Here is a 14,760-nt window from a genome sequence, read left to right on the forward strand (position 1 = left end):
CCGCCTTGCGCGATGCCGCCGGGCAAGGCCAAGCTGCCCGCATGACAGCCGTGATTGAAACCCCCGTTATCCACGTCTTGGGGCTTACCAAGACCTACGGAACCGTCCGCGCCCTCGACGGGCTGGACCTCACCATTCCGCGAGGCGGGGTTTATGGCGTGCTGGGGCCCAACGGGGCCGGCAAGTCGACCCTGTTCCGCATCCTGCTGGGCCTGATCCGGCCGACGGACGGCACGGCGACCATCATGAACGGGCCGGTCGGCGACATCGCCCACATGCGGCTGACGGGGTCGATGATCGAGACCCCGCGCTATCCCCCCTATATGACCGCTCGTCAGGTCCTGCGCTGGCTGGCGCTCGAGCACGGCATCACCGGGACGGCGGACATTCCGTACTGGCTGGAGCGGGTCGGGCTGTCCGAGGCGGCGGACCGCAAGGTGCGCGGCTTTTCGGTCGGCATGATGCAGCGCCTCGGCGTCGCCGCCGCCCTGATCAGCAAGCCTGAGCTGATCATTCTGGATGAGCCGACCAGCGGCATGGATCCCCCCGGCATCCAGGAGATGCGCGCCCTGATCCGCAGCCTCGCCAATGACGACGGCCTCACCGTGGTTCTGGCCAGCCACCAGCTGCTGGAGGTCCAGCGTGTCTGCGACCGTGTCGCCATCCTGAACAAGGGCAAGCTGGTGCGCGAAGGCGCGGTCAGCGAACTGACCGCCGTCGGCGAGCGCCTGCGCCTGTCGGCCGGACCGGTCGACCAGGTTCTGTCGGTGCTGGGCGCCAAGGGCGTGCGCGACGGCGACGGCGTTCTGGCCGACATTCCGCGTGCTGAAGGCCCTGCCCTGATCCGCGCCCTGGTCGAGGCCGGGGTCGACATCAGCGAGGCCCGCTGGGTCGGGACCGACCTCGAGGCCATCTTCTTCACCGAGACGGGCGCCGTACAGGCGCCGGAGACCATCCATGCTGGTTGACGCCATCCGCGCCGAAGGCTTCCGCCTGTCGAAGAACAGGACGGCCCTGTTCTGGAGCCTGCTGTTCGTCCCCATCATCTCCCTGGCCATCGGGGCGCTGACCAATTTCGTGCTCAAGGGCAGCGAGACCAAGATCCTCGGCGACGAGAAGATGCCGCCCGAGCTGAAGGCGGCGCTGGGACGCGGGACGCTCGACATGGCCGACGCCCTGGTCACGGCGGCCGGCAATCTGGCCAATCCGCTGGTCCTGCTGTTCGTCCTGATCGGCGCGGCCACCCTCTACGCCGGCGACTATCGCTGGGAGACGTGGCGGCTGATCAGCGCCCGCAACAGCCGGGTCAACCTGCTGCTGGCCAAGCTGGCTGTCGTTGCGCTTCTGGCGCTGGCGGCCATGGGCTTCATGCTGCTGGGCAGCGTGCTCGAGAACCTGATCAAGGCCGCCGTGTTTGAACGGACCCTGACCTTCGCCCTGACCGGCGAGGCCGCGGGCCGCTTCATCGGCTTCTTCGGCCTGTCATGGCTGCGCATCATCCAGTTCGCCATGATGGGGATGCTGGCGGCGGTGGTGACCCGCTCGCTGCTGGCGGCGCTGTTCGTGCCGCTGGTGGTCGGGGTCGCCCAATTCTTCACGCCACAGATGCTGGGGCCCATGGGCGTCATGCCCGACGCCTGGCTGTCGATGCTGGTCAATCCGGGCGCGTCCATCGACGCCATCCAGGCCGTGATCGCCGGCGGTGAAGTGGCCGGCGCCCTGCCCGACGGCCTCGTGCTCAAGGCCTGGGTCAGCGTCGGCCTGTGGACTTTGGCCCCCCTGGCCGGCGCCCTGGCCTGGTTCCGCAAGCAGGACCTGTCGAAGGAATAGCCGTCAGAGCGGCTTTTCCATCCAGACATTGCAGCGCGCATAGGGCGTCGGCTGGGCCGGCAGGTCGACGAAGCCGAACCGGCGGTACAGGGCGATGGCGTGGGTCTGGGCCGCATTGGTCTCCAGATACAGGCGCGGCGCGCCGGTCGCCCGCGCCGCCGCCTCGCAGGCCTCCAGCAGCCGCCAGCCGAGGTTGAGGCCGCGCGCGGCCTCGGTGACGGCCATCTTGCCGACCTCGAAGCCGCCATCGGCCATGGCCATCAGCGAGCAGCAGCCGACGGGCGCGCCATCCCGCTCGGCGATGAAGATATGACCGCCTCGGTCGAGAATGACGCCCTGCGGGTCGCTGAGGACGAGTTGGTCCTTGGCCTCCAGCGCATAGCCGCCGGCGACCAGCCAGTCCTCGTTCAGCGACCGCCAGGCTGCGGCGTGGTCGGGACGGTATGGGATGATGGAAACGGCGGCGGCGTCTGGCATGAAGGCCCTCCCTGACGCCTATCTGGTAGCGGAGCAGGCAAAGAAAAAGGGCGACCGGTTCGCACCGGCCGCCCCTTTCTCAAGCCCCGGACGAGAAGCGGCTTACGCTTCTTCGTCGCCCTCGATGGCATAGACCGGACCCGAGTCCAGGCCCTTGGCGGCGGTGTCGCGATCGACGAACTCGATCACGGCCATGGCGGCGTTGTCGCCGTGACGGTAGCCGGCCTTCATGATGCGGATGTAGCCGCCGTTGCGGTCGGCGTAGCGCGGGCCGATCGTTTCGAACAGTTTGCCCACCTGCGGCACGTCACGGACGTGGCTGATGGCCTGACGGCGCGCGTGCAGGTCGCCCTTCTTGGCGAGCGTGACCAGCTTCTCGACGAAGGGACGCAGTTCCTTCGCCTTGGGAAGCGTGGTCGTGATCTGCTCGTGCTTGATCAGCGACGCAGCCATGTTGGCGAACATGGCGGTCCGGTGTGCGCTCGTACGACCGAGCTTGCGATAGGCGGCGCCGTGGCGCATCGGGGTCTCTCCTACTCACCCTGGTTTCCGGAGCACCGGACCTGGGGTTCTCACATTCTAACCGCTCCGCGATCCCGAAGGATCTAGGGCGGAGGGTTGAAACTAGATCTGGTCGTCGAACTTCTTGGCCAGGTCTTCGATATTCTCGGGCGGCCAGTTCGGCACGTCCATGCCGAGCGAGAGGCCCATCGTCGCGAGAACTTCCTTGATCTCGTTCAGCGACTTGCGGCCGAAGTTCGGGGTGCGAAGCATTTCGCCCTCGGTCTTCTGGATCAGGTCGCCGATGTAGACGATGTTGTCGTTCTTCAGGCAGTTGGCCGAACGCACCGACAGTTCCAGCTCGTCCACCTTCTTCAGCAGGGCCGGGTTGAAGGGCAGGTCCGGCTTACCGTCGACGGCTTCCACGGCCTTCTTCGGCTCGTCGAAGGTGATGAAGATCTGGAGCTGGTCCTGGAGGATGCGCGAGGCGTAGGCCACGGCGTCCACCGGCGACACGGCGCCATTGGTTTCGACCTCGAGGATCAGCTTGTCATAGTCCAGCGACTGGCCCTGACGGGTCGGCTCGACGCGATAGGCGACGCGCTTGACCGGCGAATACAGGGCGTCGACGGCGATCAGGCCGATCGGGGCGTCTTCCGGACGGTTCAGCTCCGAAGCGACATAGCCCTTGCCGTTCTGGACGGTCAGTTCCATGCGCACCGAAGCGCCTTCGTCCAGCGTACAGATGACGTGGTCGGGGTTCAGCACTTCGATGTCCGAGGGGACGTCGATCTGGCCGGCCGTAACGGCGCCGGGGCCCGTGGCGCGCAGGGTCATGCGCTTGGGGCCTTCAGCGTGCATGCGCAGCGCCAGTTGCTTGATGTTCAGCACGATGTCGACGACGTCTTCCCGGACGCCTTCCAGCGACGAGAATTCGTGGACGACGCCGTCGATCTGGATCGCGGTCACGGCGGCGCCTTGCAGCGACGACAGGAGAACGCGGCGCAGGGCGTTGCCGAGCGTCACGCCGAAGCCGCGTTCCAGGGGCTCTGCAACCAGGCGCGACTTGCGCTGCGGGTCGGAGCTCGCCTCGATCTGCGGCTTCTCGGGACGGATCAGCTCTTGCCAGTTACGTTCGATCATGGGTGTCCCTCGAAAACGGAGCGCCGGTCCCTCGCCCCTCGTCAGGCGCGCCAGGACCGGCGGAATAGATAGTCGGTCGCAGTTCGCTTAGACGCGGCGGCGCTTGGGCGGACGGCAACCGTTGTGCGGCATCGGCGTGACGTCGCGGATGGTGGTGATGGTCAGGCCGACCGACTGCAGGGCGCGCAGGGCCGACTCACGGCCGGAACCGGGACCCGAGACGTTGACTTCCAGCGTCTTGACGCCGTGTTCCTGGGCCTTCTTGCCTGCGTCTTCGGCGGCCATCTGGGCGGCGTAGGGGGTCGACTTGCGAGAACCCTTGAAGCCCATGTGTCCGGCCGACGACCACGAGATCGCGTTGCCCTGGGCATCGGTGATCGTGATCATGGTGTTGTTGAAGGACGCATTCACGTGGGCGACGCCCGAGGTGATGTTCTTGCGCTCGCGCTTCTTTACGCGACCCGGTTCCTTGGCCATGTGTCTGTCTTACTTCTTCTTGCCGGCGATCGGCTTGGCGGGACCCTTGCGGGTGCGGGCGTTGGTGTGGGTGCGCTGGCCGCGGACCGGCAGGCCCTTGCGGTGACGCAGGCCGCGGTAGCAGGCCAGGTCCATCAGACGCTTGATGTTCATGGACGTCTCGCGGCGCAGGTCGCCCTCGACGGTGTGATCGCGGTCGATGGTTTCGCGGATCTGCAGCACTTCAGCGTCGGTCAGCTGGTTCACCCGGCGGGCGGAATCAATACCGACCTTCGAGGTGATTTCCTTGGCGGCGTGGGCGCCGATGCCATGGATGTACTGCAGCGCGATCTCTACGCGCTTGTTGGTCGGGATGTTGACACCAGCGATACGGGCCACGAAGCTCTCCAGATACGCGTTGACGGACGCAACAAACGCTCCGGTCAACAGACCAGGAGCGCCGACGTCCTTCGCGGAAGCGCGCCTTATACAGGGGATTCACCGCTCGTCAACGGGTTAGCGGGCCTTCCGGCCTGTGCTAGCGGCCCATGCTGACGAAGGTGGTGACCCGCTGGCCTGCGATCGGCCGGCCCGAGGCCGTCATGGGCGGGCGATAGCGGAAGAAGGCCGTAGCCCTCAGCGCCTGCTCGCCGAATCCGAAGCCACGCGGCGTCTCCTCGACGATCCGGCAGTCGTCGAGCCGCTGATCGATGCGGATGACGCAGTTGACCACCACCCGGCCCGGCGGGCGGCGGACGCCCCGGACCGGGGGCGGCGCCACCGACTGGATCTCGGCCGAGGTGGCCGGACGCAGGATCATCGGTCCGGCGCCACCGGAACCGGGGCCGTCCCCGTCGCCATCGCCCGTTCCGGTCCCGGCGCCGGTTCCCCCCTGCCCCATGCCCGGAGTCGGGCCCGCGATCGGGGCCGCTCCAATGATCAGCGCCGGTTCCGGCGCCGGCGTCGGAGGCGCGACCAGTTCAGGCGGACGTTCGGGCGGTCTGGGCGTGACATGGACGCGCGACGGCGCCGCGGGAGCTCCGCCGCCCCGGATAGCAGCCGGCGGGGCGGGCGGAGGCGGAGGCGGCGGAGGTGGCGGGCGGAACAGGAAGACGCTCATCGGCGGCGCCGGGTCAGGCAGGGCGGCTGGCGGATCGGCGCGCGCCATGATGCCGAACAAGCCCAGATGCGCCGCGGTGACGACCACGACGAAGCCCAGCTTGCGCAGCCGGTCCCGGGTCAACAGTGGGGCTTCAGATTTCACGGGCCGATCCTATCACGCCCGACTGAACGCGCGGGACACCGGATCGGTCAGGTCCGGTTCAGGCGGCCGGGCCGTCCAGCACCGCGTCGATGGCGGCGGCAACGGTCGCGATGGCGCCCATGCCGTCGATCTCGCTCAGAAGGCCCTTGTCGCCATAGTAGGGCAGCAGGGGCGCGGTGTTGCGGTTGTAGGCGTCCAGCCGGACCTTGAAACTGTCCGGATTGTCGTCAGGGCGGCCCTGGTCTGCGAAGCGCACGGCCACACGGTCCAGCAGGGCGGCGTCATCGACCTTCAGCCGGATGACATGGTCGATCTTCCTGCCGAGCTTGGCCAGCATCTCGTCCAGCGCGACGGCCTGGGCCACGGTGCGGGGGAAGCCGTCGAAGATGGCGCCGCCGGCATCCCCGGCCTCTTTCAGCCGGGCCTCGATCAGGGCGATGACGATGGCGTCGGACACCAGGTCGCCGCGCGACATGATGGCCTGGCACTCACGACCCAGCTCGGATCCCGAAGCGATGGCCTCGCGGAGCATGTCGCCGGTCGACAGCTGGACCATGCCGCGGGCCTCAACCAGCCGTTTGGCCTGGGTGCCCTTGCCCGCCGCGGGCGGTCCGAACAGGATCAGGTTCATCGCCGCCCCTCCCCGACCGGCTCTAGCGCCGGGCGGGGGCGGTGACGCCCTTGCCGGGGGTCTTGCCGCGACCGCGCAGCTTGGCCTTCTTGATCAGGCCTTCGTACTGGTGGGCCAGCAGCTGGGACTGGATCTGCGCCACCGTGTCCATGGTGACGGAGACCACGATCAGGATCGAGGTGCCCCCGATAACCGCCGTTCCCATGCCGGAGTTGGCCATCATCAATTCGGGCAGCAGGCAGACCGCCGTGATGTAGGCCGCGCCGATCACCGTCAGACGGGTCAGGACATAGTCCAGATATTCCGCCGTACGCTTGCCCGGACGGATGCCCGGCAGGAAGCCGCCGTATTTGCGCAGGTTCTCGGCCGTGTCCTCGGGGTTGAAGGTGATCGAGGTGTAGAAGAAGCAGAAGAAGACGATCAGCGCGCCGTACAGCAGCATGAACACGGGCTGGCCGTGCTGCATCTGTGCGGTCACCAGCGGCAGCCAGCCCATCCACGACGGAAGGTCGGCGTTCGCAGTCATCTGCGCCACCGTGGTCGGCAGCATCAGCAGCGACGAGGCGAAGATCGGCGGGATGACGCCGGCGGTGTTGACCTTCAGCGGCAGGAACGAGCGCTCGCCGCCGGCCATCCGGTTGCCTTCCTGGCGTTTGGGATACTGGATCAGCAGCCGGCGCTGGGCCCGCTCCATGAAGACGATGAAGACCACCACGCCGATCGCCATGGCGGCGAAGAACAGCAGGGTGAAGGCCGAGATCTGGCCCTGCTGGGCCAGGCCGAACATACGAGCCACGGTGCCCGGCAGGACGGCGACGATGCCGGCGAAGATGATCAGGGAGATGCCGTTGCCGACGCCGCGCGCCGTCACCTGCTCGCCGAGCCACATCAGGAACATGGTGCCGCCGGTCAGGACGGTGATGGTTGAGACGATGAAGAACAGGCCCGGCTCGTCGATCAGATTGGGCTGGGCGTTCAGGCCGAAGGCGATGCCGGTCGACTGGAACAGGGCCAGCACCACGGTCAGATAGCGGGTGTACTGGTTCAGCTGTTTGCGGCCGCTCTCGCCGCCTTCCTTCTTCAGCTTCTCCCACGGCGGATAGACCGCGCCCATCAGCTGGACGATGATCGACGCCGAGATGTAGGGCATCACGTTCAGGGCGAAGACGGCGAACCGCTCAACGGCGCCGCCCGAGAACATGTTGACCATGTCCAGCACGCCGCGCTGGCTGTCGGGATTCTGGAAGAAGGCCAGGAAGGCTTCCGAGTTGATCCCCGGAACCGGCACATAGGTGCCGATGCGGTAGATCAGCAGCGCCAGGAGCGTGAACAGCAGACGTTTGTGCAGCTCGGTCGCCTTGGCGAACGAGCCCATGTTCATGTTTGCTGCGAGTTGTTCGGCGGCCGAAGCCATATGTCGTCACCCCGACTGGTCAGAACACGGCGCATCGGACCTGAATCCGGCGCCAGCGTCCAGATAGGCGAAGGGCGCCCGCTTAGCGAGGGCGCCCTTCAAGCTTATTTCTTGGCGGCGGTCCGAGTGGTGCGCGCCGAGATCTTGTTGGCGTCGCCACGGGGAGCCTTGGCAGCCGGAACCTTGCCCTTGGCGGCGTTGCGCTTCTCGATGCGCGCGGCGGCCTTGGCTTCAGCAGCGATGCGCTCCTGCACGACGGTGCCGCCAGCGGCTTCGATCGCCTTGACGGCGCCGGCCGAGGCCGACCAGACGACCAGGTTCAGCTTGGACTTGATCTCGCCGGTGCCCAGGATGCGGACGCCGTCCTTGACGCGACGGATCACGCCGGCGGCGACCAGGGCGTCGCCCTTGATCTCGCCCTTGATGTCCAGCTTCTTGGCGTCGATGGCGTCCTGCAGGCGCCACAGGTTCACTTCGGCCAGCTTGAGGGCGTTGGCGTTGTTGAAGCCGCGCTTGGGCATCCGCATGTACAGCGGCATCTGGCCGCCTTCGAAGCCGCCGATGGCGACGCCCGAACGCGACTTCTGACCCTTGACGCCGCGACCGGCGGTCTTGCCCTTGCCCGAACCCGGGCCGCGGCCGACGCGCATGCGCTTCTTGTGGGCGCCTTCGTTGTCGCGAATTTCGTTCAGTTTCATGTGCCTGATCCTTTCGGGTGCTAGCGCCCGCGGTGGAAGCGGACTCGGCGATGTTTGAAAAGGGATGAGGGACTAGGGATTAGGGATGAGGGTCGCTGGGTCGAGCATTGACGCCCTTCCTTAATCCCTAATCCCTCATCCCTAATCCCTTACTTCTCTACGATCTCGGTCAGGTGGGCGACCTTGGCGATCATGCCGCGAACCGAGGGGGTGTCTTCCAGCGTGGACTCGCGGCCCATGCGGTTGAGACCCAGACCCATCAGGGTGGCGCGCTGGTCCGACTTGCGGCGGATCGGGCTGCCGGTCTGACGGACCGTGACGGTGGCTTTGGATTCGGTCTTGGCCATGGTCAGGCTTCCTGGGCTTCAGGCGCCGCTTCCGGAGCCGAGGCGCCGTCGTTGCGACGACCCATCAGATCGGCGACCTTCTTGCCGCGCTTGGACGCGACCTGACGGGGCGACGACTGGACCTTGAGGGCCTCGAACGTGGCGCGGATCATGTTGTAGGGGTTCGATGAACCGGTCGACTTGCCCACGACGTCCTGGACGCCGAGGGTTTCGAGCACGGCGCGCATCGGACCGCCCGCGATGACGCCGGTCCCGGGAGGGGCGGCGCGCATCATGATCTTGCCGGCGCCCCAACGGCCAGCGCCGTCGTGGTGCAGGGTGCGGTTCTCGCGGAGCGGAACGCGGATCATGGTCTTCTTGGCTTCTTCGGTCGCCTTGCGGATGGCTTCCGGCACTTCGCGTGCCTTGCCGTGACCGAAGCCGACGCGGCCCTTGCCGTCGCCGACGACCATCAGGGCCGCGAACGAGAACCGGCGGCCGCCTTTGACCGTGGCCGCGACGCGGTTGATGTGCACCAGCTTCTCGACGATGTCCGAATCCGGACCCTCGACAGGAGCGTTGCGGTTGTCACGACGGTTGCGATCGTTGCCGCCGCCGCCGCGTTGGGGTGTTTGCGCCATCTGTCGCGTCCCTTAGAAATTCAGGCCGGCTTCACGCGCGGCTTCCGCCAGCGCCTTCACCCGTCCGTGATAGATGTAACCGCCGCGATCGAAGACGACGTCCTTGACGCCCTTCTCGATGGCGCGCTCGGCGATCAGTTTGCCGATCAGGGCGGCGGCCGCCACGTCGGAACCCTTGACCTTCTTGCCCTTCTCGCCTTCCAGCGAGGAAGCGGCGGCGATCGTGACGCCGTTCAGGTCGTCGATGATCTGGGCCGAGATGTTCTTGTCCGAACGGTGCACCGACAGACGCAGGCGTCCGTTGGCGACAGCCTTCAGGCGGCGGCGAGTGCGCTCGGTGCGGCGCTGGGCTTGTTGTCGAAGAGAGAGAGCCATGACCTACTTCTTCTTGCCTTCCTTGCGCCGGACCTTTTCGCCCGTGTAGCGGACGCCCTTGCCCTTGTAGGGCTCCGGCGGACGCAGCTTGCGGATGACGGCGGCGATCTGACCCACGGCCTGCTTGTCGGCGCCGGTGATCTTGATTTCCGTCTGCTTGGGCACCGCGAAGGTGACGCCGGCAGGCGGCTGGATGTCGACGTCGTGCGAGAAGCCGAGCTGCAGCGACAGGGCGTTGCCCTTCATCGCGGCGCGATAGCCCACGCCGACCAGATCCAGGCTCTTTTCAAAGCCCGTGGTGACGCCGACGACCATGTTGTCGACCAGGGTGCGCGACAGGCCCCACATGGCCCGCGAACGCTGGTTGTCCTCGCGCATGGTCAGGTTCAGGCCGTCGTCGCCCTGGGCGACTTCGATCTCTTCGGCGACGGTCCAGGAGCGCTCGCCCTTGGGACCCTTCACGGTGACCGTCTGGCCGTCGAGCGTGACGGTCACGCCCTTCGGCACTTCAATGGTGCGTTTTCCGATACGGGACATCTTAGTAGACCCTGCAGAGGACTTCGCCGCCCACCTTGGCTTCGCGAGCCGCGGTGTCCGACATGACGCCCTTGGACGTGGAGAGGATCGAGATGCCGAGGCCGTTCTTGATCGGCTTCAGGTCGGAGATCGCGGAGTAGACGCGGCGGCCCGGCTTGGACACGCGGGCGATCTCGGCGATGACCGGCTGGCCGTCGAAGTACTTGAGCTCGATCTCGAACTGCGGGAACTCGCCGGGGTTCTGAACCAGCGCATAGCCGCGGATGTAGCCTTCGTCCTGCAGCACGTCGAGGACGCGCTGGCGCAGGCGGGAAGCCGGGGTGAGCACCTTGGAACGCTTACGCATGTGCGCGTTCCGGATGCGAGCGATCATGTCGCTCAGGGGATCGTTGATCATCATGTCTGTCGCTCCCCTTACCAGCTCGACTTGGTCAGACCCGGGATCTGACCCAGGTTGCCGAGTTCACGAAGCGCGATACGGCTCATCTTGAGCTTGCGATAGAAGGCCCGCGGACGGCCCGTCACTTCGCAGCGGTTACGAATCCGGTTGGCGGCCGAGTTGCGCGGCAGCTTGGCCAGCTTGAGGCGCGCTTCGAAACGCTCCTCGAGCGGCAGGGATTCATCGTTGGCGGTCGCCTTCAGGGCGGCCCGCTTGTCGGCGTATTTCGCGACGAGGGCCTTGACCATCTCGTTGCGGTTTACGGCGCTTTTCTTAGCCATGGTTTCTTTCCCTTCCCGCTCAGTTCGTCACGAACGGGAACTTGAACTCGGTGAGAAGCGCGCGTGCTTCGTCATCGGTCTTGGCCGTGGTGCAGACGATGATGTCCATGCCCCACATCTGGTCGATCTGGTCGTAGTTGATCTCGGGGAACACGATGTGTTCCTTGAGGCCCATGGCGTAGTTGCCGCGACCGTCGAACGAGGTCGGCTTCAGGCCGCGGAAATCCTTCACGCGCGGCAGCGCGATCGTGATCAGGCGGTCGAGGAACTCGTACATCTGGTCGCCGCGCAGCGTGACCTTGCCGCCGATGACCATGCCTTCACGCAGCTTGAAGCCGGCGATGGAGTTACGGGCCTTGGTGGCGACGGGCTTCTGACCGGCGATGGCGGCCAGATCCTTGAGGGCCGCGGTGGCCTTCTTGGAGTCGGCGACAGCTTCACCGATGCCCATGTTGAGGACGATCTTGTCCAGCTTGGGCATCTGCATCGGGTTGGTGTAGCCGAACTTCTCGGTCAGCACGCCCTTGATGCGGTCGTTGTACTCGCTCTTGAGGCGCGGGGTATATTTGGTGTCGGCCATTAGATGACGTCTCCCGTCGTCTTGGCGAAGCGGACCTTCTTGTCGCCTTCCATGCGGAAGCCGACGCGGGCCGCCTTGCCGTTGGCGTCGGCGATCGCGACGTTCGACAGGTGAAGCGACGCTTCCTTGTTCTTGATGCCGCCCTGGGGGTCGGCCTGGGTCGGGCGGGTGTGGCGCTGGACCATGTTGATCCCCTGCACCATGACGCGGTTGGTGGCGGGCAGGACCTTGGTCACCTTGCCGGTGCGGCCCTTGTCCTTGCCCGTGAGCACCACGACGTTGTCGCCGGTCTTGATCTTGGCGGCCATGACTACAGGACCTCCGGAGCCAGAGAGATGATCTTCATGTGGTTCTTGGCGCGCAGTTCGCGGGGAACCGGGCCGAAGATCCGCGTGCCGACGGGCTCGTTCTGCTTGTTGACGATGACGGCGGCCGACTTGTCGAAGCGAATGACAGAGCCGTCCTTGCGCATGATGTCCTTGGCGGTGCGCACGACGATGGCGCGCACGACGTCGCCCTTCTTCACGCGGCCGCGAGGAATGGCTTCCTTCACCGAAGCGACAATCGTGTCGCCCACCGAGGCGTAGCGGCGCTTGGAGCCGCCCAACACCTTGATGCACATGACCCGGCGAGCACCCGAATTGTCGGCTACCTCCAGGTTAGTTTGCATCTGGATCATTTGATCAGATCTTTCTGATTACGAGGCCGAGGCCGAGGAGTCCGACAGGACTTCCCAGCGCTTCAGCTTGGACTTGGGGGCGCACTCGATGATGCGGGCCTGATCACCCACCTTGAGGGCGTTGGCTTCGTCGTGAGCGTGATACTTCTTGGACAGGCGCACGATCTTTTTCAGGACCGGGTGCAGCAGCGTGCGTTGGACGACGACGACGACAGTCTTGTCGCCCTTGTCGGAGACGACCACGCCTTCGAGAACTCGTTTGGGCATCTTCGTTTCCTTAAACCGCTGCGCGATTTGCACGCAGGAGCGTGGAAATGCGGGCGATGTCCTTGCGCACTTCAGAGACCCGGTGGGTCTTTTCCATCTGGCCGGTGGCGGCCTGGAAGCGCAGGTTGAACTGTTCCTTCTTGAGCGAAAGAAGCTCGTCGGACAGCTGGTCGGGCGTCTTGGCCCGGAGATCGGCGATCTTGGTCATGCGCCTGCGTGCTCCACATGCGAGACGCCGGCGTCGAGGCGGGTGACCACCTTCGTACGGACCGGCAGCTTGGCGGCGCCGAGACGCAGGGCCTCACGGGCGATGTCGTCCGGCACGCCGTCGATTTCAAACAGGATCCGGCCCGGGTGGCAGCGCGCCGCCCAGTGATCCACGGCGCCCTTGCCCTTGCCCATGCGGACTTCGGCCGGCTTGCCCGTGACGGGCAGGTCGGGGAACACGCGGATCCAGACGCGGCCCTGACGCTTCATCTGGCGGGTGATCGCGCGGCGGGCCGCCTCGATCTGACGCGCAGTGATGCGTTCCGGCTCCACCGTCTTCAGGCCATAGGACCCGAAGTTCAGCGAGAAGCCGCCCTTGGCGGCGCCGTGGATGCGGCCCTTGAAGGCCTTGCGGTACTTGGTTTTCTTCGGTTGCAGCATGACTTAGCTCTCACGTGCCCGGTCGCGGCGCGGACCACGATCACCACGGGGACCGCCGCGTTCACGGCCTTCGTTGGACGACGGACCAGCAGCCTCGGCAGCCCAGCGTTTGTCCTGGGCCATCGGATCGTGCTCGAGCACCTCACCCTTGAAGACCCAGACTTTGACACCGATGATGCCGTAGGTCGTCTTGGCCTGGATGAAGCCGTAGTCGATGTCGGCGCGCAGGGTGTGCAGCGGCACACGGCCTTCGCGATACCATTCCATCCGCGCGATTTCCGCGCCGCCGAGGCGGCCCGACACGTTGATGCGGACGCCCTTGGCGCCGAGACGCATGGCCGACTGCATCGAACGCTTCATGGCGCGGCGGAAGGCGATCCGGCGTTCCAGCTGCTGCGCGATGTTCTCGGCGATCAGCTGGGCGTCCGTCTCGGGCTTGCGCACTTCGACGATGTTCAGGTGAACTTCACCCTCGGTGCGCGCCGAGATGTCCTTGCGGAGCTTCTCGATGTCAGCGCCCTTCTTGCCGATCACGACACCCGGACGGGCGGCGTAGATCGTCACGCGGCACTTCTTGTGCGGACGCTCGATGATGATGCGCGACACGCCGGCGGCGTTCAGGCGTTCCTTCAGCCACGTGCGCAGCTTGAGGTCCTGGTGCAGCAGCTTGGCGTATTCGGCGCCGCGGGCGAACCAGCGGCTGTCCCACGTACGGTTGACGCCGAGGCGCAGACCGATCGGATTGACTTTCTGACCCATCAGGCGGCCTCACCGGCTTCGCGGACCACGATGGTGATCTCCGCGAAAGGTTTCAGGATGCGCGACGAGCGGCCACGAGCACGGCTCGCGAAACGCTTCATCACCAGGTTCTTGCCCACGAAGGCCTCGGCGACGACCAGGTTGTCGATGTCGAGGTTGTGGTTGTTCTCGGCGTTCGACACGGCCGAATACAGCACCTTGCGGACGTCGGTGGCGATGCGCTTGCGGCTGAATTCCAGCTCGTTCAGCGCCTTCTGCACCGGCAGGCCGCGGATCGACTGGGCGACCAGGTTCAGCTTCTGAGGGCTGATCCGGACGTTCACCAGCTTGGCGCGCGCTTCGGTCGGGGCGACCCGACGGGGGTTTTTTGTCTGGGCCATCAGTTACTTCCTTTTGGCCTTCTTGTCCGCCGCGTGGCCCGGGAAGTTCCGGGTCGGGGCGAACTCGCCGAGCTTCATGCCGACCATTTCCTCGGAGACCGACACCGGCACATGCTTGAGGCCGTTGTGGACGCCGAAGGTCAGGCCGACAAACTGCGGCAGGATGGTGGAGCGGCGCGACCAGGTCTTGATCACGTCCTTGCGGCCCGACGTCGAAACGGCGTCGGCCTTCTTGAGCAGATACCCGTCGACAAACGGGCCTTTCCAGGAGGAGCGAGCCATTCTTAGCGAGCCTTCTTAACGTGGCGGGTACGGATGATGAACTTGTCCGTCGCCTTGTTCTTGCGGGTGCGGGTGCCCTTGGTGTCCTTGCCCCACGGCGTAACCGGGGTGCGACCACCAGAGGTCCGGCCTTCACCACCACCGTGCGGGTG

General features: G+C 66.0%; 25 protein-coding genes and 2 pseudogenes. 2 read left to right on the top strand and 25 right to left on the bottom strand.

Going from position 1 to position 14,760, the window contains the following annotated elements; all coding sequences use genetic code 11:
• Window positions 1-41: 41 nt before the first annotated feature.
• Window positions 42-968, top strand: coding sequence for an ABC transporter ATP-binding protein (locus tag B3E43_RS12810; RefSeq protein WP_292030105.1), 927 nt, complete (start codon window positions 42-44; stop codon window positions 966-968).
• The gene (locus B3E43_RS12815; protein ID WP_292030107.1) at window positions 958-1,830 is read left to right on the top strand and encodes a hypothetical protein; all 873 of its coding nucleotides are present in this window, start codon (window positions 958-960) and stop codon (window positions 1,828-1,830) included. The genes B3E43_RS12810 and B3E43_RS12815 overlap by 11 nt, the downstream gene beginning before the upstream one ends.
• A 3-nt stretch (window positions 1,831-1,833) precedes the next feature.
• On the opposite strand, the gene B3E43_RS12820 is transcribed toward B3E43_RS12815, so the two are convergent.
• From B3E43_RS12820 to rplB, 25 genes and pseudogenes are all read right to left on the bottom strand, one after another.
• Window positions 1,834-2,307, bottom strand: a complete 474-nt coding sequence (locus tag B3E43_RS12820; protein WP_292030109.1) for a GNAT family N-acetyltransferase — start codon at window positions 2,305-2,307, stop codon at window positions 1,834-1,836.
• Between the two features lie 102 nt (window positions 2,308-2,409).
• Window positions 2,410-2,829 carry a 50S ribosomal protein L17 gene (rplQ, locus tag B3E43_RS12825; protein WP_292030110.1) on the bottom strand — a complete coding sequence of 140 codons (420 nt, stop codon included), beginning with the start codon at window positions 2,827-2,829 and terminating at the stop codon, window positions 2,410-2,412.
• A gap of 102 nt (window positions 2,830-2,931) precedes the next feature.
• Entirely contained in the window at window positions 2,932-3,951 is a 1,020-nt protein-coding gene (locus B3E43_RS12830) for a DNA-directed RNA polymerase subunit alpha (RefSeq protein ID WP_292030112.1), read from the bottom strand.
• Window positions 3,952-4,038: 87 nt separating this feature from the next.
• On the bottom strand, window positions 4,039-4,428 hold the full coding sequence (gene rpsK, locus B3E43_RS12835) for a 30S ribosomal protein S11 (protein ID WP_013268944.1): 390 nt from the start codon (window positions 4,426-4,428) through the stop codon (window positions 4,039-4,041).
• A gap of 9 nt (window positions 4,429-4,437) precedes the next feature.
• The gene (rpsM, locus tag B3E43_RS12840) at window positions 4,438-4,806 is read right to left on the bottom strand and encodes a 30S ribosomal protein S13 (RefSeq protein WP_292030114.1); all 369 of its coding nucleotides are present in this window, start codon (window positions 4,804-4,806) and stop codon (window positions 4,438-4,440) included.
• A gap of 139 nt (window positions 4,807-4,945) precedes the next feature.
• A complete protein-coding gene (locus B3E43_RS12845) occupies window positions 4,946-5,671 on the bottom strand; it encodes an energy transducer TonB (protein WP_292030116.1) in 726 nt (241 codons plus the stop codon).
• Between the two features lie 58 nt (window positions 5,672-5,729).
• Complete coding sequence (locus B3E43_RS12850) at window positions 5,730-6,302, bottom strand: adenylate kinase (RefSeq protein WP_292030118.1); 573 nt, start codon at window positions 6,300-6,302, stop codon at window positions 5,730-5,732.
• A gap of 22 nt (window positions 6,303-6,324) precedes the next feature.
• Complete coding sequence (gene secY / locus B3E43_RS12855) at window positions 6,325-7,716, bottom strand: preprotein translocase subunit SecY (RefSeq protein WP_292030120.1); 1,392 nt, start codon at window positions 7,714-7,716, stop codon at window positions 6,325-6,327.
• Window positions 7,717-7,973: 257 nt separating this feature from the next.
• A pseudogene (rplO, locus tag B3E43_RS12860) lies at window positions 7,974-8,414 on the bottom strand (50S ribosomal protein L15); the annotation flags it as partial.
• A gap of 149 nt (window positions 8,415-8,563) precedes the next feature.
• Complete coding sequence (rpmD, locus tag B3E43_RS12865) at window positions 8,564-8,761, bottom strand: 50S ribosomal protein L30 (protein WP_056615260.1); 198 nt, start codon at window positions 8,759-8,761, stop codon at window positions 8,564-8,566.
• A 2-nt stretch (window positions 8,762-8,763) separates the two neighbouring features.
• Complete coding sequence (gene rpsE, locus B3E43_RS12870; RefSeq protein ID WP_292030124.1) at window positions 8,764-9,381, bottom strand: 30S ribosomal protein S5; 618 nt, start codon at window positions 9,379-9,381, stop codon at window positions 8,764-8,766.
• 12 nt (window positions 9,382-9,393) lie between these two features.
• The gene (gene rplR / locus B3E43_RS12875) at window positions 9,394-9,756 is read right to left on the bottom strand and encodes a 50S ribosomal protein L18 (RefSeq protein WP_292030126.1); all 363 of its coding nucleotides are present in this window, start codon (window positions 9,754-9,756) and stop codon (window positions 9,394-9,396) included.
• Between the two features lie 3 nt (window positions 9,757-9,759).
• A complete protein-coding gene (gene rplF, locus B3E43_RS12880; RefSeq protein WP_292030128.1) occupies window positions 9,760-10,293 on the bottom strand; it encodes a 50S ribosomal protein L6 in 534 nt (177 codons plus the stop codon).
• 1 nt (window position 10,294) lies between these two features.
• Complete coding sequence (gene rpsH / locus B3E43_RS12885) at window positions 10,295-10,693, bottom strand: 30S ribosomal protein S8 (RefSeq protein ID WP_292030131.1); 399 nt, start codon at window positions 10,691-10,693, stop codon at window positions 10,295-10,297.
• Window positions 10,694-10,707: 14 nt separating this feature from the next.
• Window positions 10,708-11,013: a 30S ribosomal protein S14 gene (gene rpsN / locus B3E43_RS12890; RefSeq protein WP_056615252.1), complete on the bottom strand. Its 306-nt coding sequence runs from the start codon at window positions 11,011-11,013 to the stop codon at window positions 10,708-10,710.
• Window positions 11,014-11,032: 19 nt separating this feature from the next.
• Window positions 11,033-11,593 (bottom strand): 50S ribosomal protein L5, encoded by a 561-nt coding sequence (rplE, locus tag B3E43_RS12895; RefSeq protein ID WP_292030132.1) that lies wholly within the window; start codon window positions 11,591-11,593, stop codon window positions 11,033-11,035.
• Window positions 11,593-11,901, bottom strand: a complete 309-nt coding sequence (gene rplX, locus B3E43_RS12900) for a 50S ribosomal protein L24 (protein WP_055832153.1) — start codon at window positions 11,899-11,901, stop codon at window positions 11,593-11,595. Before rplX ends, rplE begins: the two co-directional genes overlap by 1 nt.
• Window positions 11,902-11,903: 2 nt before the next feature.
• The gene (rplN, locus tag B3E43_RS12905) at window positions 11,904-12,272 is read right to left on the bottom strand and encodes a 50S ribosomal protein L14 (protein ID WP_055832151.1); all 369 of its coding nucleotides are present in this window, start codon (window positions 12,270-12,272) and stop codon (window positions 11,904-11,906) included.
• A gap of 18 nt (window positions 12,273-12,290) precedes the next feature.
• Window positions 12,291-12,539, bottom strand: a complete 249-nt coding sequence (gene rpsQ, locus B3E43_RS12910; RefSeq protein WP_055832150.1) for a 30S ribosomal protein S17 — start codon at window positions 12,537-12,539, stop codon at window positions 12,291-12,293.
• A gap of 10 nt (window positions 12,540-12,549) precedes the next feature.
• On the bottom strand, window positions 12,550-12,747 hold the full coding sequence (gene rpmC / locus B3E43_RS12915; protein WP_292030136.1) for a 50S ribosomal protein L29: 198 nt from the start codon (window positions 12,745-12,747) through the stop codon (window positions 12,550-12,552).
• The gene (rplP, locus tag B3E43_RS12920; protein WP_292030138.1) at window positions 12,744-13,187 is read right to left on the bottom strand and encodes a 50S ribosomal protein L16; all 444 of its coding nucleotides are present in this window, start codon (window positions 13,185-13,187) and stop codon (window positions 12,744-12,746) included. Before rplP ends, rpmC begins: the two co-directional genes overlap by 4 nt.
• Before the next feature lie 3 nt (window positions 13,188-13,190).
• Window positions 13,191-13,946: a 30S ribosomal protein S3 gene (gene rpsC, locus B3E43_RS12925; protein WP_284223196.1), complete on the bottom strand. Its 756-nt coding sequence runs from the start codon at window positions 13,944-13,946 to the stop codon at window positions 13,191-13,193.
• Window positions 13,946-14,326, bottom strand: a complete 381-nt coding sequence (gene rplV, locus B3E43_RS12930) for a 50S ribosomal protein L22 (RefSeq protein WP_056450358.1) — start codon at window positions 14,324-14,326, stop codon at window positions 13,946-13,948. Before rplV ends, rpsC begins: the two co-directional genes overlap by 1 nt.
• A gap of 3 nt (window positions 14,327-14,329) precedes the next feature.
• On the bottom strand, window positions 14,330-14,608 hold the full coding sequence (gene rpsS / locus B3E43_RS12935) for a 30S ribosomal protein S19 (RefSeq protein WP_284223195.1): 279 nt from the start codon (window positions 14,606-14,608) through the stop codon (window positions 14,330-14,332).
• Between the two features lie 2 nt (window positions 14,609-14,610).
• Window positions 14,611-14,760: pseudogene (rplB, locus tag B3E43_RS12940) on the bottom strand (50S ribosomal protein L2); the annotation flags it as partial.

The sequence above is a fragment of the Brevundimonas sp. UBA2416 genome, from assembly GCF_002343105.1.
GTDB lineage: Bacteria > Pseudomonadota > Alphaproteobacteria > Caulobacterales > Caulobacteraceae > Brevundimonas.